This is a genomic window from Methylobacterium sp. WL9 (genome assembly GCF_008040035.1).
GTDB classification, from domain to species: domain Bacteria; phylum Pseudomonadota; class Alphaproteobacteria; order Rhizobiales; family Beijerinckiaceae; genus Methylobacterium; species Methylobacterium thuringiense.
The window spans coordinates 96,448-115,056 of the sequence record NZ_VRVE01000006.1 but is presented as its reverse complement, the minus strand read 5'-3'; the positions used below and the strand labels follow the sequence as shown (position 1 = coordinate 115,056).

Sequence of the window (18,609 nt, the reverse complement as noted above, 5' to 3'; positions counted from 1 at the left end):
ACCCCGATGCGCTGCCGGCAGCCTGACGTTATACGCCCCCTCTGATACGCTGCCCGATGCCGGTCCGGCTGGCGGCAGCGATCCAAAGACGGCCCCACGCCATGTTCGAATTCCCCGTCCTCCTCGGCGATGTCGGCGGCACGAACGCCCGCTTCTGGGTGCTCGATGAGCGAGGCGCGACGCCGCGCACGCTCTCCCACGAGCCGACCAGGGGCCATCCCGACATCAGCGCCGCGATCCGCGCTTCCCTCCGAAAGGGCGGAGACCCGCAGCCGCGCTCGGCCGTCCTCGCCATCGCCGGCCGGGTCGACGCGCCCTCCGTCCAGCTCACCAACGCGGACTGGACAATCGAGGCTGCCCGCATCGGCGACGACTTCGACCTGTCGCGCGTGGTGGTGGTGAACGACTACGTGCCGGTGGCGGCGGGCGCCGCCGGCATTGCGCCGGGCGACCTCTCGCCGATCGGCGCAGCCACCGATGCCGGCCGCGGCGCCCGTGTCGTGCTCGGCCCCGGCACCGGATTCGGCGCAGCCGCCCTCGTGCCCTACGAGGACCGTCTCGCCATCGTCTCGACGGAAGCCGGCCACACCGATTTCGGCCCCGTCGACGACGAGGACTTCGAAATCTGGCCGGGCATCGCGCGGCTCGAAGGCCGGGTCACCGTGGAAGCGCTGCTGTCGGGTCCGGGGCTGGCGCGCCTGCATGCCGCCGTGAGGCGCATCCGCGCGGGCGGCGACGGCACCTGCATCGACCCGGCGACGGTGACCGAGACAGGCCTTTCGGGCGACGATTCGCACGCGGACGCGGCCATCCGGTTGTTTTCAAAGTATCTCGGCCGGGTCTGCGGCGACCTCGCACTGACCTTCCTGGCCACGGGCGGCGTCTATATCGGCGGCGGCATCGCCCCGCGCATCCTGAAGGTGCTGAACGACGGCGGCTTCCGAAAGGCCTTCGAGCACAAGCCGCCCTTCGCGGCGATGATGCGCGACATCCCGACCAGCGTCATCACGGTGCACGACCCGGCCGTGAACGGCCTCGCCGCGCTGGCGAGCGAGGGCGACCGGTTCATCTATCACGGGCAGAGCTGGCAGGGGTGAGCGGGCTCGTCTCGCAGTTCAGCCCGTCATCCCGGGGCCGCGCAGCGGAACTCGGGCGCCTCGCCCTGACCCAGCCTCGGGCATCACGGGCGGGTTCCGGGTTCTCGCCTGCGGCGAGCCGGGGAATGACGGAGGCGCACATACGCACTCGGTCGGCGAAAGATGCTCCTCAGAGCGCCCCATCCTTCACCCGCCCCGGATCGGCCAGCGCATGCAGCAGCCCCGCCGCCGCGTGGGCGAAGCGTAGCGTCACCGCCTTGCGGCGCGCCCCGCTGAGCGGATGGTCGGCCGGTGCGCGCAGGATCGCGGCGCCGAAGGCGTCTGCGACGATGAGCCCGCATTCCTCCGGAATCAGGCTCTCAGGGACCGTTTCGGGAATCGCGAAGAAGAAGCGGTCGCAGAAATCGCGGTAGTCGGGCCATTTCCGGTCGGCGCGGAAATCGGCGACGCTCGACTTGATCTCGACGATGGTCAGGCGCCCGGCCGGGCACAGCGCGATCACGTCGGCGCGCCGGCCGTTCGCGAGCGAGAATTCGGGCAGCGAGACGCAGCCCATCTCCGAAAACAGCCGGCGCACCCCACGCTGAACATGAAGCGCCGTGGCCGACTGGCGGCGGTCGGGGGGCAGGATGGCATATGCGAGGGCAGCGGACATTGGCGGGCCGGCAGCTTCGGGACCGTACGACTGAATCAGCTGGCGCCCGGCTTGTCATCCCCCCCGATTTCACGCGATGTTTCACGTGAAACATATCCTATAATGTCTTTAATATCCTTGCGACGCCGATTTGCGGTGGCTTGGCCTTGCGTCGTGGGTGATGTCCGAAACGCCACGGCGCAGGCGGTCGAAACTCTGGCTTGGCTTTCCGTGTGGCCCAGCTATCCGAAACCGTTCGGACTGCCTTATGATCTTTTGCAACATAACACCGCCTTTCCAATTGACGGGCGATAGAATTCATTCTTGCTCGAATTCGATCGCAAAACACTTTGCAGTAATAATTTATAAATCTACATTATAAAATACAGATTATATTTCGGCTGCGCAATAAATACATCATGACCGCCACATGCGTGCCATTTTACGGTTCGACGTAACGATTCAAATATTTGTCCAAGAATTAAATTTTAATTCTATGATTTCCTCGAATCGTTTTACCGCCGAAGCTTTCGTGCGATAGCTTGAAGATAGGTATGGATTGCCCTGCAAAATTGATTTAACTGATATCGAATCAGCGCTCGATGCGCCGAAACTTGGCTATATAAATATATAATTTTAACCTATGAGCATAACCTCGATTTCGAAAGCGTAATTCTGCTTTGTATGCAGAATACGCGGTCTTGATCTTTGAAGGGAGGAAACGCGATGGCTACGATCGATTTCGTTGGCGCGCATTCTGCAGGCTCGAAAGAATATGATCTTTCGAGCGAAGATCAGCTCAGGTTTTTCAACGCAAGCACAGCTGCCAAGGCAAAAATCTTCAGCACATATGGAAATATAAGTTTTCACAACAACAGCACTGCGGGCTATTCTTTTACGATCAATAATTATGGAAATACGGTTTTTTACGACAATTCCAACGCGGGACGAGCAACCTTTTTGGGCATCAACGAATCTGTCGTATTCCGGAATCACAGCAACGCGGCACTTTCGAGGATCGTCAGCAGTGGGGTCGTCGGTTTTGACGACAGCAGTTCTGCTGGCCGCGCAACGATCGATGTCAGTTTTCTCGGCTTTTTGCAGTTCCGCGATCAGAGTACCGCGGCAAACAGTAAGATTAAGATCGATGGTGGCCCCATGGAAACCGGAGCGGCGGCCTTCTATGGTCGAAGCACGGCGGGAACGGCCGACATCACGGTCGGCTCGAGAGCCTACTTGACGTTCGACGATCAAAGCACCGCCGGATCTGCCAAGATCACCAACAACGCGTCGCCGGAGGACGGGACCGTTGGAGTCGTCGATTTTTCGTCCACGGCCGGGCTGCAGGACAATCATAGGATCAGCGCCGGCTCGATTGCAGGAGCCGGCAGTTACTACCTCGGTTCCAATCAGCTCACGGTCGGCAGCCTGAACAGAAATACGACGGTTTCGGGCTCCATTCTGGATGGCGGCCTAGGCGGTGGAACGGGCGGCTCTCTGGTGAAGGCAGGTTTGGCAACCCTCACGCTGACAGGAGCCAACACCTATAGCGGAGGCACCATCGTCAATGCCGGCCGGCTCGCACTGGCCTCGGCGCAGGCGGCGGGCACCGGTGCGATCACCTTTGCAAACGGTGCACAGACCCTGCAGCTCGATGCCGCCGCCCTCGGCGCGCCCGGCGGAACCTTCGGCAACGTCATCGCAAACTTCGACTATGGCGACACGCTCGACCTCCGGGGCTTGCGCTATGCCCCCGGCGCCAAGTCCGCGCTCGACGGCAACACCCTCACCGTCACCAGCGGCAGTGTCAGCGAAAGCTTCGCACTGAGCGGGAACTACGCCGGGCGGACGTTCCAGGTCTATAACGACGGGGCGTCGGGCTCGGCCCTCCGGCTGATCCGAGGGACCGGTTCGGCACAGACCGTCGCGAGCCTGTCGGGTGGGGAGACACTGTCGGCCGAGGCGGCGCACGGCACCCTCGCCGGCACTGCCGGGTCCGGTGCAGGGAGCGCCCCGACCGTCCTGCAGGACGGGATACAGGACACGGTCCTGCTGCAGGGCGGCGACGAGCAGATCGTCGGCTTCCGCCTGAAGGAGGACGTCCTGGATCTCAGCCGGATCCTGTCCGAATCGCACCTGAGCGCAAGCCTGATCCAGGGGTCACCCGACTACATCGGCAACCACCTGAGCCTCACCAACTCGGGCGCCGACGCCACGCTGTCCTTCAATCCCGCCGGCAACTCCGCCGGGCCGGGCCGTGAGCTGGCGACTTTGCACGGGGTCGGCGCCGACGTCTCCCTGCAGACCCTGATCTCGGGTCACGACCTCATCCTCGGCCCATCTCCGATGCACGCTTGAGCGGACCGAGGAGGTGCCCTGCCAACGGGCACGCAGGCATCGCGGTCGGGTGCGACCACGGCACCCGGCCTGTCGCCATTCAGCCGCGCAGGTTACGGCGCGAGGCTCAGACCGCGCGTGAACTCGGTCCGACCGAGACGGTGCCGAGCGCCGCCCGGATCGCCGCGAACCCATCGGTCAGCGCTGCCGGCCCCGGCTGCAGGATCAGCGGCGATTTGATCTCGTGGATGCGCCCCGACGCCACGGCCGGGATCGCGTCCCAGCCCGGCCGTTCGCGGATGCGCGCGACGTTGACCTTCTTCCCGCACCACGAGGCGAGGATCACGTCGGGGGCGGCGGCTACGACCTGCTCCGAGGTGACGATGCGGTCCCTGGCAGCCTGTGCCCGGCCGAGCTCCGGGAACACGTCGTCGCCCCCGGCGGCGCGGATCAGGTCGGCGACCCAGCCGATGCCGGAGATCATCGGCTCGTCCCATTCCTCGAAGTATACCTTTGGCCGCACCCGCCCGCGGCACGCCTCGACGGCGGCGGCGAGGTCCCGCTCGTAGCCCTGCGCCAACGCCTCGGCCCTGTCGGAGGCGCAGACCAGGGCGCCGAGCGTGCGGATCATCGCGAGGCAGCCGGCCACGTCGCGCTGGTTGAACAGGTGGACCGCGATGCCGGCCCGGGCGAGGTCGGCGACGATGTCGGCCTGAAGGTCCGAGAAGGCCAGGACGAGATCCGGGTCGAGCGCCAGAATTTTTGGGAGATCCGCGCTGGTGAAGGCAGAGACGCGCGGCTTCTCCCGGCGGACGCGGGCCGGGCGCACGCAATAGCCCGAGACGCCGACGATGCGGTCCTCTTCGCCCAGCAGATACAGCGTCTCGACGGTCTCTTCCGTCAGGCAGACGATGCGCTCCGGGGGAAACCGCCGCATCAATCCGGTTTCCGCAATGTCTTCGCGCGAACCGGACCCACTTCGCTCGACATGGCGGACGCCTAACCGTGGAACCAGGCGATCAGCCCGGCGCCAGGTGCCAGCAGCACGAAGGCCCAGACGGCCGCCGACAGCACGTTGGCGATCTGGAACGGAATCCGGTTCACCCCGAAGATGCCGGCGATGAGCGGGATCACCGCGCGCACCGGCCCGAAGAACCGCCCGATCGCCACCGCACCGGCGCCCCAGCGCCGCAGAAAGTCCTCGGCGCGGCGGGTCGGCTCGGGGTAGCGGCTCATCGGCCAGAAGGACTTGGCGCCCTCCTTGTAGTAGCGGCCGAACTCGTAGGACAGCCAGTCGCCCAGCGCCGCGCCGACCGCGGCGGCGATCATCACCGGCCAGAAGGAGATGTCGCTCACGCCGATCAGCGCGCCGATCGCGACGAGGATCACGGTGGCCGGCACCAGCAGCGACAGGAAGGCGACGGACTCGCCGAAGGCGAGCAAGCCCGCGATCAGCGGCGTCCAGGCCTTGTGCACCTCGACGAAGCCGAGGACGGATTGGCGGATGGCGTCGAAATCCATGTCTTCGGCGTCTCGGGCTGCGGCGGCAGGTTCCCTGTGACCGGTCGGGGCGTCGCCAGCAAGCGTCGCCATCGCACTCGTCATGCGATCCGGTGCGGCCGGCCGCAAACTCGGCTATCAGGCAGACCCTCGACGCCCCCTGGAGGGGAGACCCATGCAAGTCCTGTCGATCCAGTCCCACGTCGCCTACGGGCATGTCGGCAACGCCTCCGCGGTGTTTCCGATGCAGCGCATGGGCGTGGATGTCTGGCCGATCCACACGGTGCAGTTCTCCAACCACACCGGCTACGGCGCCTGGAGGGGCCGCGTCTTCGACGGTCCGGCCATCGAGGAGGTCGTACAGGGCGTGGCGGAGCGCGGCGTGCTCGGCCGATGCGACGCGGTGCTCTCGGGCTATATGGGCTCGCCCGATATCGGCACGGCGATCCTCGACGCGGTCGCCCAGGTGCGGGCCGCCAACCCGGACGCGCTGTATTGCTGCGATCCCGTCATCGGCGACACCCATTCCGGCATCTATGTGCGGCCGGGCATCAGCGAGCTCATGTGCGAGCGGGCGGTGCCGGCCGCCGACATCGTCACGCCGAACCAGTTCGAGCTGAACCTGCTCTCGGGCCTGCCGACGGCCACGTTGCGCGAGGCCAAGGCGGCGGCGCAGGCCGTCCAGGCGCTCGGGCCGCGCGTGGTGCTGGTGACCTCCCTCGCCACCGACGCCACGCCGCCGGACGCGATCGACATGCTGGCCGGGGAGGGCGGTGCCTTCTGGCGCCTGCGCACCCCGCGCCTCGACCTCAAGGCCGTGAGCGGCGCGGGCGATGCCGTCGCGGCGCTGTTTCTCGTGCACTACTTGCGCACCGGCTCGGCGGCGACCGCGCTCGGCATGGCCGGCGCCTCGATCCACGGGCTGCTGCGCCAGACGGCCGAGGCCGGCTCGACCGAACTCCTCACCGTCGAGGCGCAGGACGAGTTCGTGAGCCCGAGCGTGGTGTTTCCGGTCGAAGCCGTATGAGATGGTCCCTGGTACAGGAGACAGCATGACCCGCCGCCGCTTCGTCACCCTCGACGTCTTCACCGAGACCGCCTTCGCCGGGAACCCGCTCGCGGTGGTGCTCGATGCGGAGGGGCTGGACGACGCGGCGATGCAGGCGATCGCGCGGGAGTTCAACCTGTCCGAGACGGTGTTCGTGCTGCCGCCGCAGGAGGCGCGCCACCGGGCGCGGCTGCGCATCTTCACACCGCTCGCCGAGTTGCCCTTCGCCGGCCACCCCACCATCGGGACGGCGGTGCTCCTCGCGCTGAAGGACCGGGCCGCCCACAAGAGTGAGACCCAGGCCGACGCCACCGCCTTCGGACTGGAGGAGGGGATCGGCATCGTCCCCTGCCTGGTCGAGACCGGCAAGGGCCGGGGCCGCGCCCGCTTCAAGGTGCCGGGCCTGCCGGTCTTCGCCGGCGACGGACTCGAGGCGAGCATCCTGGAGGGGATGCTCGGCCTGCAGCCGGGGGAGGTCGGTTTCTCCCGGCACAAGGCGAGCCGGCACGGGGCGGGCGTGCCCTTCACCTTCGTGCCGGTCGCCACCCGCGACGCCCTCGACCGGGCGCGGCTCGACACCGCCGCCTTCGACCGCGCGGTGGCCGCGGGCAAGACCGGCGCGCTCTACCTCTACACGCCGGATCCCGCCCCGAACGGCCGGCGCTATCAGGCGCGGCTGTTCGCGCCGAATCTCGGCATCGTCGAGGACCCGGCGACGGGCTCGGCCGCCGCCGCCTTCGCGGGCGTGCTGATGCAGTTCGAAAAGCTCGGCGACGGCACGCACGACGTTGTGCTGCGCCAGGGCTACGCCATGGGGCGCCCCAGCGAGATTGCCCTGCAGGCAGTGGTCGAGGCCGGCGCCCTGCGCTCCGTCGAGATCGGCGGCGCGGCGGTGGTGGTCAGCGAGGGCGCGCTGCTTGTCTGAGGGCGCGCGGCACGGCTTCACGCTCAGCCGTCTCGCCATCGTCTCGGCCCGGCTCGTCGCGCACGACTGGGCCTGGGCGCGCGAGAACGCGGAGGCGATCGACCGCAACTGGCGGCGGCGGGTCTCCGAGAAGCCGGCGATGTTCGACGGCACCGTGCTGCTGAGCCCAGGCTGCACCATCCGCGACGGCGCCTGCGCGGTGACGTTCTTCGAGACGCGCTTTTCGCGGTTCCTTGCGTCGCGCGATCTCGGATCGCCGGATGCGAGCGTGTTCAACGCCTTCTCGGCCATCGTGCCGCACACCGCCGATGGGGCGATCCTGCTCGGAGAGATGGCGGCGCACACGGCCAATGCCGGTCAAGTCTATTTCCCCTGCGGCACGCCCGACCGCGACGACGTTCGCGCCGGCGGCCTCGTCGATCTCGCCGGCAGTGCCGCGCGCGAGCTTCTGGAGGAGACCGGCCTCGCCTTGCCCGATGGCGCGGAGACCGCACCCTGGGTGCTGCTGCGCGGGGAGGGGCAGCTCGCCTTCCTGCGGCCGGTCCGGTTCGCGGCGAGCGCCGACGCGCTCTTGACGCGCGTCGAAGCGCATCGCCGTCAGGAGCAGGAGCCGGAACTCGGCCGTCTGGTCGTCGTGCGTGGAGCGGCCGACATCGACCCGGCCCGGATGCCGGGCTTCGTACGGGCCTATCTCGAGGACGCCTTGGCTCAGCGGTAGCCGTAGCGCGCCTTGGCCGCCGCGAGGAGCCGGATGCCCTCGGCACTCTTCCCGGCCGCGCAGGCGCTTGCGGCGGCATCGAGGTCGGCGCTGAAGCGCTTGCCCACCGCTGCGTTCAGGTTCTCGGTGGCGACGTCGCTGTCGACCACGGCCTGGGTGTGGGCGATGGTCGGGCCGCAGCCGCTGCCCTTGGGCAGTTCGGCGAGGGCCGGCGCAGCCGGCGCAGGCGGTAGCGCCGCGGCGGCGGTCGGCCCGGTCACGCCGGACAGGCTGTTGCAGGCGCAAAGCGAGCCGGCGGCAAGGAAGGCGGCGAGGGCGAGACCCGAATGGCGGATCGGCATGGCGACGTCTCCGGAACTGCGAGGACGTGGAACGACAGGGCGGGACGCTGAGCCGCAGCCGGCGCAGGGTCAATCGCGGGTGCTCCGTGCGACATGCGTTTTCGGGAAGATGCGGCCGGCGCGCATCACTCGGCTGCGACCGCGCGCTTGTCAGGCCCCGGCGCCAAAGCTAGATACGGAATTCAGGGGTCGGCGACATGCCGGCTTGCCCCCGTCCGAGGAGAATCGAGCCGTGGCTTCCGCCGGCTCAGCGCTGACGATGCTGCCTGCCGCTCGAGCGGTGGCGAGCGCGCGCGCAAAAAACCTTCTCGCCGGCCTTCTCCTTACCCGCCCCTGAGGGCCGTCCGGGCGTGGTCGCCTGGGCCTTCAGGGGACGCGCTTCGGACAACCGATCCCGGGTTTCGGTGCCACTCCCGCTGATGGGGACTGAGCACCTGAGAAGGTAGCAACGATCATGACCAGTCATTCCGAAAAGGACCGCGTCGTCATCTTCGACACGACGCTGCGCGACGGCGAGCAATGCCCCGGCGCGACCATGACCCTCGACGAGAAGCTCGCGGTGGCGGAGCTGCTCGACGCGATGGGCGTCGACATCATCGAGGCCGGCTTCCCGATCGCCTCGAACGGCGATTTCGAGGCCGTGACCGAGATCGCCCGGCGCACCAAGCGCGCGACGGTGGCCGGCCTCGCCCGCGCCATCCCCGCCGACATCGCCCGCGCGGGCGAGGCCGTGAAGCACGCCCGGCGCGGCCGCATCCACACCTTCGTCTCGACCTCGCCGATCCATCTCGCCTACCAGATGCGCAAGACCGAGGACGAGGTGGTCGAGATCATACTCAAGACGGTCGCCCAGGCGCGCGACCTCGTCGAGGACGTCGAGTGGTCGGCGATGGACGCGACGCGCACCGGCATCGACTACCTGTGCCGCTGCGTGGAAGCCGCGATCCGTGCCGGCGCCACCACGATCAACCTGCCCGACACCGTCGGCTACACCACGCCCGAGGAGTATCGCGCCATGTTCCGGCAGGTGCGCGAGCGCGTGCCGGATGCCGACAAGGCGATCTTCTCGGTGCATTGCCACAACGACATCGGTCTGGCGGTCGCGAACTCACTGGCCGGAATCGAGGGCGGGGCACGGCAGGTCGAGTGCACCGTCAACGGCATCGGCGAGCGGGCGGGCAACGCGGCCCTCGAAGAGGTCGTGATGGCGATCCGCACGCGCTCCGACGTGATGCCGTTCGAGACCGGCATCGACACGACGATGCTCACCCGCGCCTCGAAGCTCGTGTCTCACGCTACGAACTTTCCGGTGCAGTACAACAAGGCCATCGTCGGCCGGAACGCCTTCGCGCATGAGAGCGGCATCCACCAGGACGGCATGCTCAAGCATTCCGAGACCTACGAGATCATGACGCCGGCCTCCGTCGGCCTCAGCAAGACCTCGCTGGTGATGGGCAAGCATTCCGGCCGGGCCGCCTTCCGCTCCAAGCTCACGGAGTTGGGCTTGTCGCTCTCCGACAACCAGCTGCAGGACGTGTTCGAGCGCTTCAAGGCGCTCGCCGACCGCAAGAAGCACGTCTACGACGAGGACATCGAGGCGTTGGTCGACGAAAACCTCGCCACCGCACACGACCGCATCCGCCTCGTCTCGCTCTCGGTGATCGCCGGAACGCGGGGGCCGCAGCGCGCCACCATGAAGATCATGATGGACGGCCGCACCTTCACCGAGGAGGCCGACGGCAACGGCCCCGTCGACGCGGTCTTCAACTGCATCAAGGCGATGGTACCGCACGATGCCGTGCTCGAGCTCTATCAGGTCCACGCAGTCACCGAGGGCACCGACGCCCAGGCGGAGGTCTCGGTGCGCCTCAAGGCCGCCGAGCGCAGCATGACCGCCCGCGGGGCCGATCCAGACACGCTGGTGGCCTCCGCGAAAGCCTATCTCTCGGCGCTGAACAAGCTCTCGGCGACATCCGTGCGCCTGCATGCGCAGCACGCCGCGACGGTGTGAAGGACCGTCGCGAGCGATAACGGGAAGCCGCTCCAACGGCGCCGGGGCGCGAAGAGCGCTCCGCAGCGCGAAGGCCGGAGCCCGCGAAGGCGGGCGCCGGCAAACGAGGCCGAGAAAACGGGGGGCGAACGCTTTCCGGCGATTGCCCCAAAAACTAGGCCGTCGGGGGTGGACAGCCCCCGGCGGCGTTGCTATCAGCCCCTCACTCGCGGGGGACTTGGTGGACCCCGCGCCGCCGCCTAGGCGACGGGCGCATAGCTCAGTTGGTAGAGCAGCTGACTCTTAATCAGCGGGTCCTAGGTTCGAACCCTAGTGCGCCCACCAATCATTAAAATACTCAGCGGTTGCTTCGGGTGAACTAACCCGGAACGTGCGACCTGCTTTACGGGGCCGCGCTTGCGACCTTCTTGCTTTAACTCCTTCGAAAATGCCGGCTTGCGAGCTCAATATTTTGCTCCGCAAACATCTGGGCGTCCAGCCTCCATTGCGGACGCGCTGCGTCGTAGCTTTGCGCTAATCCGCAAGCTTCTCGTTAAAATATTCGTTGATCGCAATACAGCTCCAGGAACGCGCGGACAAAAGCGCTGCCCAACCAATCAAAGTTGGCGGATCGAAAGAAAACAGTTTCGATCGAGGACTTGCAGCCACACGACATCGAAGTCGCACGGCCTCTGATTTCGACGTTGTTGCGATCCCGGGCTTGACGTCGCAATCGCAGATGGCATGAAACTGCCTCATCCAGTCGTGAGGTGAAACGCGTGCTTGATCTGACTGAGAGCGACGAGCGTGCCGTCGAGCGCTTGAGCTTCTTCATGCTGAAGGAAGCCTACGGTGCGATCGCTTCGGTGCTCGTCACGCTCGATCCGGAGGTGGCGCAGACCCTGTTCGAGCGGATCGAGAGGCAGATCGAAGAGACGCTTCAGCGCATCCACAGCCAGCAATCGGAGGGTACCGCCTCCACCGGGGTCGCAACGGCGATCGCCGAAACTCTCGTGCCGGTCCTCGAGGAATGCCACGGCCACGAAACGAAGCCGAGTCTGCGGCAGCCGGCAGGATCACCGGCGGGCGGCGAAGCGTCCAAGGTTCAACTCCACAAGATCATGGCACCCCAGCCGCAGCTCACGGCCAAGATCGTCGCCACTTGAAGCCGGCAAGCGGATAAGAATGCCCGGACGATGATCTTCGTCCGACGACAGGGACGGGTACGACTCAGGATCGAACATTCGATGACGTCGTCGGACGGTGGCGGGATCGCAGCGATGCGCCACGGCGATCCTTTCGGGCGGCGCTACCGATCTGCATGGCTTCCGCCACATCGAATGATCGGAGACGCAGCTCTCCCGGAGTAGCGGGACAGTGCGACGCATCGACAGATCACCCCTTCGTGAATATGAAAATTTTCCCGAGAGATTTGTGCATGGATCTCCCGGTCTCACTTCCGCTATCGTACTACGGCTGCGATGCGGCACGGTTCGTGAAAGCTCGGCGCTCGCCTCGGTTGCACGGTCGACCGACGGTAGGGGGTCCAACGGCATGGTGAGTATGGTGAACGCGCCGACCGAGCAGGCCGGGGCCCTTCGAGACCCCCTCTTGCTCGACAACCAGCTCTGCTACGCCCTCTATGCGGCCGCGCACCGCATGACGAAGTCCTATCGCCCGATGCTGGAGCGGATGGGTCTGACCTATCCGCAATATCTCGTCCTGCTCGTCCTGTGGGAGACGGATGGCGTCACCGTATCCGAGATCGGGCGGAGGCTGCGGCTCGATTCGGGCACCCTGACGCCGGTTCTGAAGCGCCTGGAGACGGCGGGCCTCGTCGGCCGCAACCGCCGCCGCACCGACGAGCGCGAGGTCGAGATCGCCCTGACGCCGAACGGCCGCGACCTCCGTGCCGAAGCCGTGTCGGTCCGCCAATCGGTGATGTGCCAGCTCCACATGTCGGAGCCGGAGATCCAGGCGATGCGCGCCGACCTCAACGCGCTGATCGAGAATCTCAGCACCGCTCCCTGAACGGCGCGTGTTGCGCGGTCGCGATCGATCCGTCGCGAATATGCAGACCGAAGGGCGAACCGTCACCGGCGCGTCGCGTTGGTGGCCATCATGGCCGATCCGTCGGGTCCGTCGGGGTCGCAAATGCTTTGCCAGATAACTTTCGCCTTGAGCGCGTGCTCCGGCATCGGATAGTGAACCCGCCGTGACGCTCGCGATGACCCCACCCGCCCTGACGGATACCGAACCGCTACCCCGGTCCGGCGGCGTTTCCGCATGACGTCGAGCCCGATGGAGACGGTCCTCGAACCGAGGCGCCAGGTGGGTGCGCTGCCGTTCCGGCGCACGCCGGAGGGCAGCTTCCTGATCTTCCTGATCACGTCGCGCGAGAGCCGGCGCTGGGTCATTCCCAAGGGTTGGCCGATGAAGGGCCGCAAGCCCTACGAGGCCGCCGCCCGCGAAGCCTACGAGGAGGCCGGGCTCGTCGGCCATATCGGTAAGCGGCCGCTCGGCTTCTACCTCTACGACAAGCGCCTCAAGAGCCGCGATTCGGTGCTCTGTCAGGTCAAGGTCTTTCCGCTGGAAGTCCGCAAGCAGCTCAAGGCCTGGCCGGAGAAGCACCAGCGCGAGGGCCACTGGTTCTCGCCCTCGGAAGCGGCCGAACTCGTTGCCGAAGCCGGCTTATCCGGCATCATCCGCGCCGCGTGCAAGAAGGATCCCAGCATCGCCGGCTGAGCGACTGCTCAGGGTTCGTCGGATACCGGAGCGCCAGGGGCGTCTGCGCCTTCCCGCGCCGCCGCCCGGATCGCGTCGAGGGTGACGAACCGCAGCGAGCCGTCGCCGTCGAGCGCGAGCCGCGTCGCCCCCGAGGCCAGCATCAGCCCGAGGGCATCCCTCAACGAGAGATCGGGACTTACCCGGGCCGCGCCGTCGATCGTCCCCGGCAACGCGACTGCGCTCACGGCGACGAGGGCGAGACGGCGCAGGATGCGATCGTTACCGATGAAGTCCGCCACGAAGGCGTCGGCGGGCTTGGCCAGGAAGCGCTCCGGCGTGTCGGCCTGGACGATGGCGCCGTCGCGCATCAGGACGATGCGGTCGCCCATCAGCAGGCCTTCGGAGAGATCGTGCGTCACGATCATCACCGTCTTGCCGAGGCGCGCCAGGATCGCGCCGATCTCGCTCTGAAGCCGGCCGCGCGCCACCGGATCGACGGCCCCGAACGGCTCGTCCATCAGCAGCACCGGCGGATCGGCCGCCAGCGCACGGGCGACGCCGACGCGCTGGCGCTGTCCGCCGGACAGCGCATCCGGCCGCCTGTCGCGGTACTGAGCCGGATCGAGGCCGACGAGGTCGAGCATGGCGTCGACCCGCTCGGCGATCCGCTGGCGCGGCCAGCCGAGCAGTCCGGGCACCGTCGCCACGTTCTGCGCCACGCTCCGGTGCGGAAACAGGCCGATCCCCTGCAGCACGTAGCCGATGCCGCGGCGCAGCTTCACCGGATCGACGCCCGCTACGTCGCGGCCGTCGACGAGCACCCGTCCGGTATCGGGCTCGATCAGCCGGTTGACCATGCGCAGCGTCGTCGACTTGCCGCAGCCCGAGGGGCCGAGCAGCACGCAGGTGGTGCCCTCGGGGACGGTCAGGTCGAGATGATCGACGGCGGGGCGCGCAGCGTCGGCAAAGCGCTTCGAGACGCCCTCGAAGCGGATCACGCGCGAGGCACGATCAGCAACCCGAGCAGATCGAACCCATGGTCTTGCGCATCTTCGAATCCCAGGCCTTGTTGCGTGTGTCGGCCGCCTTCTGCGCCTTCGCCATCTCGTCGGCGACGGAGGGCTTTATCGCGCCGGGGTTGGCCGGCGGCATGACCCTGCCGGTGGCCGCGACGTTGCGGCCGGGGCTCGGCGACGGCGGCACGACGGGGCTCGTCGTCTGCGCCAGTGCCGGCAGCGCGAAGACGGCGGCGGCGAGGATCAGCGGGGATGCTCCGAGGCGGCGGCGCATGACATCGTTTCCGAGAGGCGACGCGCGGCAGCCGCAGGGTCGGCGGCATCGGCGTCAGGTCGCGTCGAGAGTGACATTGGCGCCCTTCGGTCGCAAGCTGGGCGGGCCGTATCGACGGCGCCGAAGAGGACGAATGCTGCGATGAGTCGCGCGCAGAACACGGCCAGCGTGCCAGGCAACCGGCGCGAGGCCGTCGCCGACGCCCTGGAGCGGATTGCGCCGCGCCTGCCGGCTTTCGAGGCCGACGCCACCCTGGATCGCGCCCTGTCGAGTTCGGGCCTGCGCGGGGCCGCGCCCGAGACGGCCGCATGGCTCGCCCTCGTCGCCTATGCCCGTCACGTCTTCACGGATTACGACGACCTTCTCGCCGAGGGCTACGACCGGGACAGCGCCCGGCATTTCGTCCTCGACGATCTCAACGCCACGTTGGGGGAATGGGGCTGCCGCCGGCAGGTGTCCGAGGACGTGGAGGAGAGCGACGAGGGCTAGCTCAGGTGCAGCACGCGGATCAGCACAAGGCTTACCGCGATCAGGACCGCGAGGGATCCCGTCACGACGAGCGTCACCCGGCCGCCGACCTGGGCCAGCCCGCGCACGTCGACGCCGAGACCGAGCGCCGCCATCGAGACGATGGTGAGCATTGTCGCGATCCGCGCCAGCGGCGGAAGGGCTGCATCGGGGACGAGCCCGAGGGAGCGCAGGCTCGCGAGCGCCAGGAAGCCGAGGATGAACCAGGGGACGAGCTTGCCGAGGCCGGGACGCGCCGAGCGCTGATCCGTCGCCCCACCCTCCGGCGACAGCCGCGGCGCGACGAACGAGAGCGCCACCACCACGGGCCCGAGCATCAGCACCCGTACGAGCTTCACCAGCGTGCCGATCTGCGTCGCGGCGAGGCCGATCGGCACGGTCGCGGCGAGCACTTGCGGCACCGCGTAGACGCAGAGCCCCGCCAGCACGCCGTATTGGTGCTCCGACAGGCCGGCCAGGGGCACGAACAGCGGCAGGCCCAGCACGACGAGCACGCCGACCACGGCGGTGAAGGCGATCGAGGCGGCGACGTCGCGGCCGTCGGCGCCGATCACCGGGGCGACGGCCGCGATCGCAGAATTGCCGCAGATCGCGTTGCCGCAGGCGATCAGGATCGACATGCGTGCGGGCAGGCCGAGCAGGCGTCCGAGCAGGAGGCTCGCCAGGATCGAGAGCAGCACGGTGCCGACGATGCCCGTGAGCAGGGCAGGACCGGAGGCGACGAGCGCACCGAGGCTGACGGACGCGCCGAGCAGGGTCACGGCGACTTCCAGCAGCTGCTTGGCGCCGAAGGCGATGCCGGCAGCGAACCGCTCGCTCGGCTGCCATGCCGTACGCAGGGCCATGCCCCCGAGGATCGCGACCACCAGCGCCTCGACATAGGGATGGCCGAAGGCTTCCTCCTCGACGGCCTGCACGCCCGCGGCCAGGGCGGTGATGGCAAGGCACAGGGCGAGCCCGGGCCACAGGGCGCGCGCGCCTCGAGCGGGCCGGAGGGCCGGGTTCCGGGGATGTCGAGAGTTCACACCGATCCTTCGCACGCCATCGAGAAGAAACTTCCAACTACGGCCAATCGGAGAGAACGAAGGTCTTTTGAGCGGCGGGCCTTCGAAAGATCCATCCATTGCCCGGCTCAAGGACACGGGCGATATCTGCTAGGATGAGCGATGATGCAAAGACCGGGCACCAGGGCTACGACCCGTTCGGCGAGCCGCTCGCGACGGACCGTCCCGCCATCACGTCCGTCCTCGATCGACGCGCCAACCGGGCTGCCTTGGCCGTGTTCTGGACCCTGGCGCTGCTCTTCGTGGCCGGGAGGGTCTACACGACCGATTGGCCGGCTGCCCATGCCTTCGTCGTGGCGATGATCGGCGGCGCTTGGTAGCTCCGCGACGCAGGAACGTGTCGTCTTGACTGGTTGTCCTGCCCGCTGACGGTACTCTGGCAACGATGCCCATGGCGGGTTGATCAGGTCCTCGCGACGGCCCAGAAGAGCGTCGCAACGGCCCAGTTTCAGGGCCGAGTCGCCGAGGACCCGTCATGAAGATCAGTGCGCGCAACGTACTCAAGGGCAAGATCGTCTCCGTCGAGAAGGGCGCCACCACCGCCCACGTGAAGATCGAGGTCGCCTCCGGCCAGGTCGTCACCTCGGCGATCACCAACGAGGCCGTGGACAGCCTGGGTCTCGCCGTCGGCGGCGAGGCCTACGCGGTGATCAAGAGCTCCGACGTCATGATCGCGGTGGACTGAGCACCATGCGCATCTCCGCCTCGGTTCTTCTCGCCGTTCTGGCGCTCGCCGGCAGCACCGCCCAGGCGCAGGACGCGGCCAAGCCCGAGGCGGATGTCTGCGCGAGCTTCGATTGGCCGCTGGCGCGCGAGCAAGCTTGGTTTTCAGCGCCCGACCTGCCGGTGCTGGTCTCCGGCGCGAACCTCCCCGTGGAGCGGCCCGCGGCTACTCTCACCCTGAAGCCCTCGGCCGAGGCCGACCTGCCCCAGGTACCGAGCCGTGCGCCGAAGCCCGGCAGCTTTTCAGGATATGTTCTCGTCGCCGCGCCCCCTGCGCCGGGTCAGGTCCAGGTGACGCTCTCGGGCGAGGGCTGGATCGACGTGGCGGAGGAGGGCGGCGCGCCCCTCAAGCCCGGCGCTCATAGCGGCCGCAGGGGATGCGTGAGCCTGCGCAAGAGCGTGCGATTTGCGGTCGGGACGAAGCCGTTGGTGGTCATTGTCAGCAACGCCGCCGCCCAGACGCTGCGTATCGCGGTGACGCCGGTCGACTGATCCACTTCGGTGGCGCGAATGCCCTCTCCCCGCATGCGGGGAGAGGGTGGCGCGGCTTGGATCTCAGGGCTGGTCCGAAGCCCACCTGGTCACCCCTGCAGGCTCAACCCGACCCCGTGCAACGCCTGCGCGCCCGGCGCCAGAATGCGTTGCGAATCCCGCTCCGCCAGCTCGCCCTCGAAACCGGCCCGGTCGGCATGACCAGTCCAGCATTCCAGCGACAGGAACGGCGCGGTCGGCTTCGTCCAGATCGCGAAATGCGGAAAGTCCTCGACCGCCATAGCGATCGCCTTGTCGCCGGGGCCGACGAAACGCATCGAGCGGCTCTTGGCATCGAGGAAGACCAGCGCTTCCTTGAACATCTCGGGATCGAGCGGCAGCGTCGTGTCGATGAGCGGCACGGCGCGCGTTTCGGCGGCGATCAGGCCGCCCTCGGCGATCTCCGGCACGTCCGGCGATTCCGTCGCGTCGAAGACGACGTGGTAGCCGCCGCCGGCCCGGCGCTCGCCGTCCGCGAAGGGCCAGGGAAAGGCGGGGTGGAAGCCGAGCCCATAGGGCAGGGGGGTCTCGCCGGTGTTCTCGACCTTGCAGACGAAGAGCAGGCGGCACGTATCGACCCGCACGTCGATGTCGAGGCGGAAGGCGAAGGGGTAATGCGTCCGGGTGGCGTCGCCGTCCTCGAGCCGCAACGTCACCGCATCCTCGGACTGCGTCACCACGCTGAAGGGCAGGTCGCGGGCGAAGCCGTGCTGGCCCATCGGATAGGTCTGGCCGTCGACCCGAACCACGCCGCCGGCCGAGGCGCCGACCACCGGGAAGAGCCAGGGCGCGTGCCGGTTCCAGTGCTCGGGGTCGCCGTTCCAGAGGTATTCCCGGCCGGCGACCTGCCACGACACCGGCTCGGCACCCTGCAGCGCGATGCGGGCGCTGGTCCCGTCGGCGGCCCGGATCTCGATCGTCTCGCTCATGATACGCGTCTCCCTGGGCCGTCCGCTTCGGGACTCTTCCGGTGAGCGGGGCAGGGGGCGCCCGGTTCCGCGGCGGACCGGAGCCCCGAATCCGGCTCGAACCGATCATGAACCTAGCGCATGCCGTAGAAAAAGGGACTCCGGCAGGAGCAAAATATCACACGCGACCAAGGGGATAGAGCGGACGCCGTCACCGCTCGGCAGAAGCGCGCCGGACCGGTCGCAGT

The 18,609-nt window shown here is 67.8% G+C and carries 21 protein-coding genes and 1 tRNA gene; 14 read left to right on the top strand and 8 right to left on the bottom strand.

Features of this window, described 5'->3' with window-relative positions:
* The first annotated feature begins 101 nt into the window (after positions 1 to 101).
* Positions 102 to 1,097, top strand: a complete 996-nt coding sequence (locus tag FV217_RS04420; RefSeq protein ID WP_147814679.1) for a glucokinase — start codon at positions 102 to 104, stop codon at positions 1,095 to 1,097.
* Positions 1,098 to 1,266: 169 nt separating this feature from the next.
* Here FV217_RS04420 and FV217_RS04415 read toward each other — a convergent pair whose 3' ends face one another.
* Positions 1,267 to 1,752: an MmcB family DNA repair protein gene (locus tag FV217_RS04415; RefSeq protein WP_147814677.1), complete on the bottom strand. Its 486-nt coding sequence runs from the start codon at positions 1,750 to 1,752 to the stop codon at positions 1,267 to 1,269.
* Between the two features lie 705 nt (positions 1,753 to 2,457).
* Here FV217_RS04415 and FV217_RS04410 point away from each other — a divergent pair.
* Positions 2,458 to 4,089 carry an autotransporter-associated beta strand repeat-containing protein gene (locus FV217_RS04410; RefSeq protein WP_147814675.1) on the top strand — a complete coding sequence of 544 codons (1,632 nt, stop codon included), beginning with the start codon at positions 2,458 to 2,460 and terminating at the stop codon, positions 4,087 to 4,089.
* A 106-nt stretch (positions 4,090 to 4,195) separates the two neighbouring features.
* Here FV217_RS04410 and FV217_RS04405 read toward each other — a convergent pair whose 3' ends face one another.
* Complete coding sequence (locus FV217_RS04405) at positions 4,196 to 5,005, bottom strand: cobalamin-binding protein (RefSeq protein ID WP_147814673.1); 810 nt, start codon at positions 5,003 to 5,005, stop codon at positions 4,196 to 4,198.
* A 62-nt stretch (positions 5,006 to 5,067) separates the two neighbouring features.
* The gene (locus FV217_RS04400; RefSeq protein WP_147814671.1) at positions 5,068 to 5,589 is read right to left on the bottom strand and encodes a DedA family protein; all 522 of its coding nucleotides are present in this window, start codon (positions 5,587 to 5,589) and stop codon (positions 5,068 to 5,070) included.
* 154 nt (positions 5,590 to 5,743) lie between these two features.
* Here FV217_RS04400 and pdxY point away from each other — a divergent pair, with 154 nt between their 5' ends.
* The 3 genes from pdxY to FV217_RS04385 are packed head-to-tail and all read left to right on the top strand — an operon-like array spanning position 5,744 to position 8,259.
* Complete coding sequence (gene pdxY / locus FV217_RS04395) at positions 5,744 to 6,595, top strand: pyridoxal kinase PdxY (RefSeq protein ID WP_147814669.1); 852 nt, start codon at positions 5,744 to 5,746, stop codon at positions 6,593 to 6,595.
* Between the two features lie 25 nt (positions 6,596 to 6,620).
* The gene (locus FV217_RS04390; protein WP_147814667.1) at positions 6,621 to 7,541 is read left to right on the top strand and encodes a PhzF family phenazine biosynthesis protein; all 921 of its coding nucleotides are present in this window, start codon (positions 6,621 to 6,623) and stop codon (positions 7,539 to 7,541) included.
* The gene (locus FV217_RS04385) at positions 7,534 to 8,259 is read left to right on the top strand and encodes an NUDIX hydrolase (RefSeq protein WP_147814665.1); all 726 of its coding nucleotides are present in this window, start codon (positions 7,534 to 7,536) and stop codon (positions 8,257 to 8,259) included. The genes FV217_RS04390 and FV217_RS04385 overlap by 8 nt, the downstream gene beginning before the upstream one ends.
* On the opposite strand, the gene FV217_RS04380 is transcribed toward FV217_RS04385, so the two are convergent.
* Positions 8,250 to 8,600, bottom strand: a complete 351-nt coding sequence (locus tag FV217_RS04380; RefSeq protein WP_147814663.1) for a hypothetical protein — start codon at positions 8,598 to 8,600, stop codon at positions 8,250 to 8,252. The genes FV217_RS04385 and FV217_RS04380 overlap by 10 nt on opposite strands.
* A 454-nt stretch (positions 8,601 to 9,054) precedes the next feature.
* Between FV217_RS04380 and FV217_RS04375 the strand changes: the two genes are divergently transcribed.
* From FV217_RS04375 to FV217_RS04355, 5 genes are all read left to right on the top strand, one after another.
* Positions 9,055 to 10,611, top strand: a complete 1,557-nt coding sequence (locus FV217_RS04375) for a 2-isopropylmalate synthase (RefSeq protein WP_147814661.1) — start codon at positions 9,055 to 9,057, stop codon at positions 10,609 to 10,611.
* Positions 10,612 to 10,859: 248 nt separating this feature from the next.
* Positions 10,860 to 10,935, top strand: a tRNA-Lys gene (locus tag FV217_RS04370).
* A gap of 434 nt (positions 10,936 to 11,369) precedes the next feature.
* The gene (locus tag FV217_RS04365) at positions 11,370 to 11,756 is read left to right on the top strand and encodes a hypothetical protein (RefSeq protein WP_147814659.1); all 387 of its coding nucleotides are present in this window, start codon (positions 11,370 to 11,372) and stop codon (positions 11,754 to 11,756) included.
* 397 nt (positions 11,757 to 12,153) lie between these two features.
* Positions 12,154 to 12,621: a MarR family transcriptional regulator gene (locus FV217_RS04360; RefSeq protein ID WP_147814701.1), complete on the top strand. Its 468-nt coding sequence runs from the start codon at positions 12,154 to 12,156 to the stop codon at positions 12,619 to 12,621.
* 255 nt (positions 12,622 to 12,876) lie between these two features.
* Positions 12,877 to 13,335 (top strand): NUDIX hydrolase, encoded by a 459-nt coding sequence (locus tag FV217_RS04355; RefSeq protein ID WP_147814657.1) that lies wholly within the window; start codon positions 12,877 to 12,879, stop codon positions 13,333 to 13,335.
* An 8-nt stretch (positions 13,336 to 13,343) separates the two neighbouring features.
* Here the strand turns inward: FV217_RS04355 and FV217_RS04350 are convergent, their stop codons facing one another.
* The gene (locus FV217_RS04350; RefSeq protein WP_147814655.1) at positions 13,344 to 14,315 is read right to left on the bottom strand and encodes an ABC transporter ATP-binding protein; all 972 of its coding nucleotides are present in this window, start codon (positions 14,313 to 14,315) and stop codon (positions 13,344 to 13,346) included.
* A gap of 13 nt (positions 14,316 to 14,328) precedes the next feature.
* The gene (locus tag FV217_RS04345) at positions 14,329 to 14,607 is read right to left on the bottom strand and encodes a hypothetical protein (RefSeq protein ID WP_147814653.1); all 279 of its coding nucleotides are present in this window, start codon (positions 14,605 to 14,607) and stop codon (positions 14,329 to 14,331) included.
* Positions 14,608 to 14,748: 141 nt separating this feature from the next.
* Between FV217_RS04345 and FV217_RS04340 the strand changes: the two genes are divergently transcribed.
* The gene (locus FV217_RS04340) at positions 14,749 to 15,096 is read left to right on the top strand and encodes a DUF2293 domain-containing protein (RefSeq protein ID WP_147814650.1); all 348 of its coding nucleotides are present in this window, start codon (positions 14,749 to 14,751) and stop codon (positions 15,094 to 15,096) included.
* Here FV217_RS04340 and FV217_RS04335 read toward each other — a convergent pair.
* Positions 15,093 to 16,160 (bottom strand): putative sulfate exporter family transporter, encoded by a 1,068-nt coding sequence (locus tag FV217_RS04335; protein ID WP_238232222.1) that lies wholly within the window; start codon positions 16,158 to 16,160, stop codon positions 15,093 to 15,095. The genes FV217_RS04340 and FV217_RS04335 overlap by 4 nt on opposite strands.
* A 134-nt stretch (positions 16,161 to 16,294) precedes the next feature.
* Between FV217_RS04335 and FV217_RS04330 the strand changes: the two genes are divergently transcribed.
* The 3 genes from FV217_RS04330 (at position 16,295) to FV217_RS04320 (ending at position 17,414) form a co-directional block, all read left to right on the top strand.
* The gene (locus FV217_RS04330) at positions 16,295 to 16,519 is read left to right on the top strand and encodes a hypothetical protein (RefSeq protein WP_147814646.1); all 225 of its coding nucleotides are present in this window, start codon (positions 16,295 to 16,297) and stop codon (positions 16,517 to 16,519) included.
* 155 nt (positions 16,520 to 16,674) lie between these two features.
* A complete protein-coding gene (locus tag FV217_RS04325; RefSeq protein WP_147814644.1) occupies positions 16,675 to 16,884 on the top strand; it encodes a TOBE domain-containing protein in 210 nt (69 codons plus the stop codon).
* A gap of 5 nt (positions 16,885 to 16,889) precedes the next feature.
* Positions 16,890 to 17,414: a hypothetical protein gene (locus tag FV217_RS04320; RefSeq protein ID WP_147814642.1), complete on the top strand. Its 525-nt coding sequence runs from the start codon at positions 16,890 to 16,892 to the stop codon at positions 17,412 to 17,414.
* A gap of 89 nt (positions 17,415 to 17,503) precedes the next feature.
* Here FV217_RS04320 and FV217_RS04315 read toward each other — a convergent pair whose 3' ends face one another.
* The gene (locus FV217_RS04315) at positions 17,504 to 18,382 is read right to left on the bottom strand and encodes an aldose 1-epimerase family protein (RefSeq protein ID WP_147814639.1); all 879 of its coding nucleotides are present in this window, start codon (positions 18,380 to 18,382) and stop codon (positions 17,504 to 17,506) included.
* Positions 18,383 to 18,609: the final 227 nt, after the last annotated feature.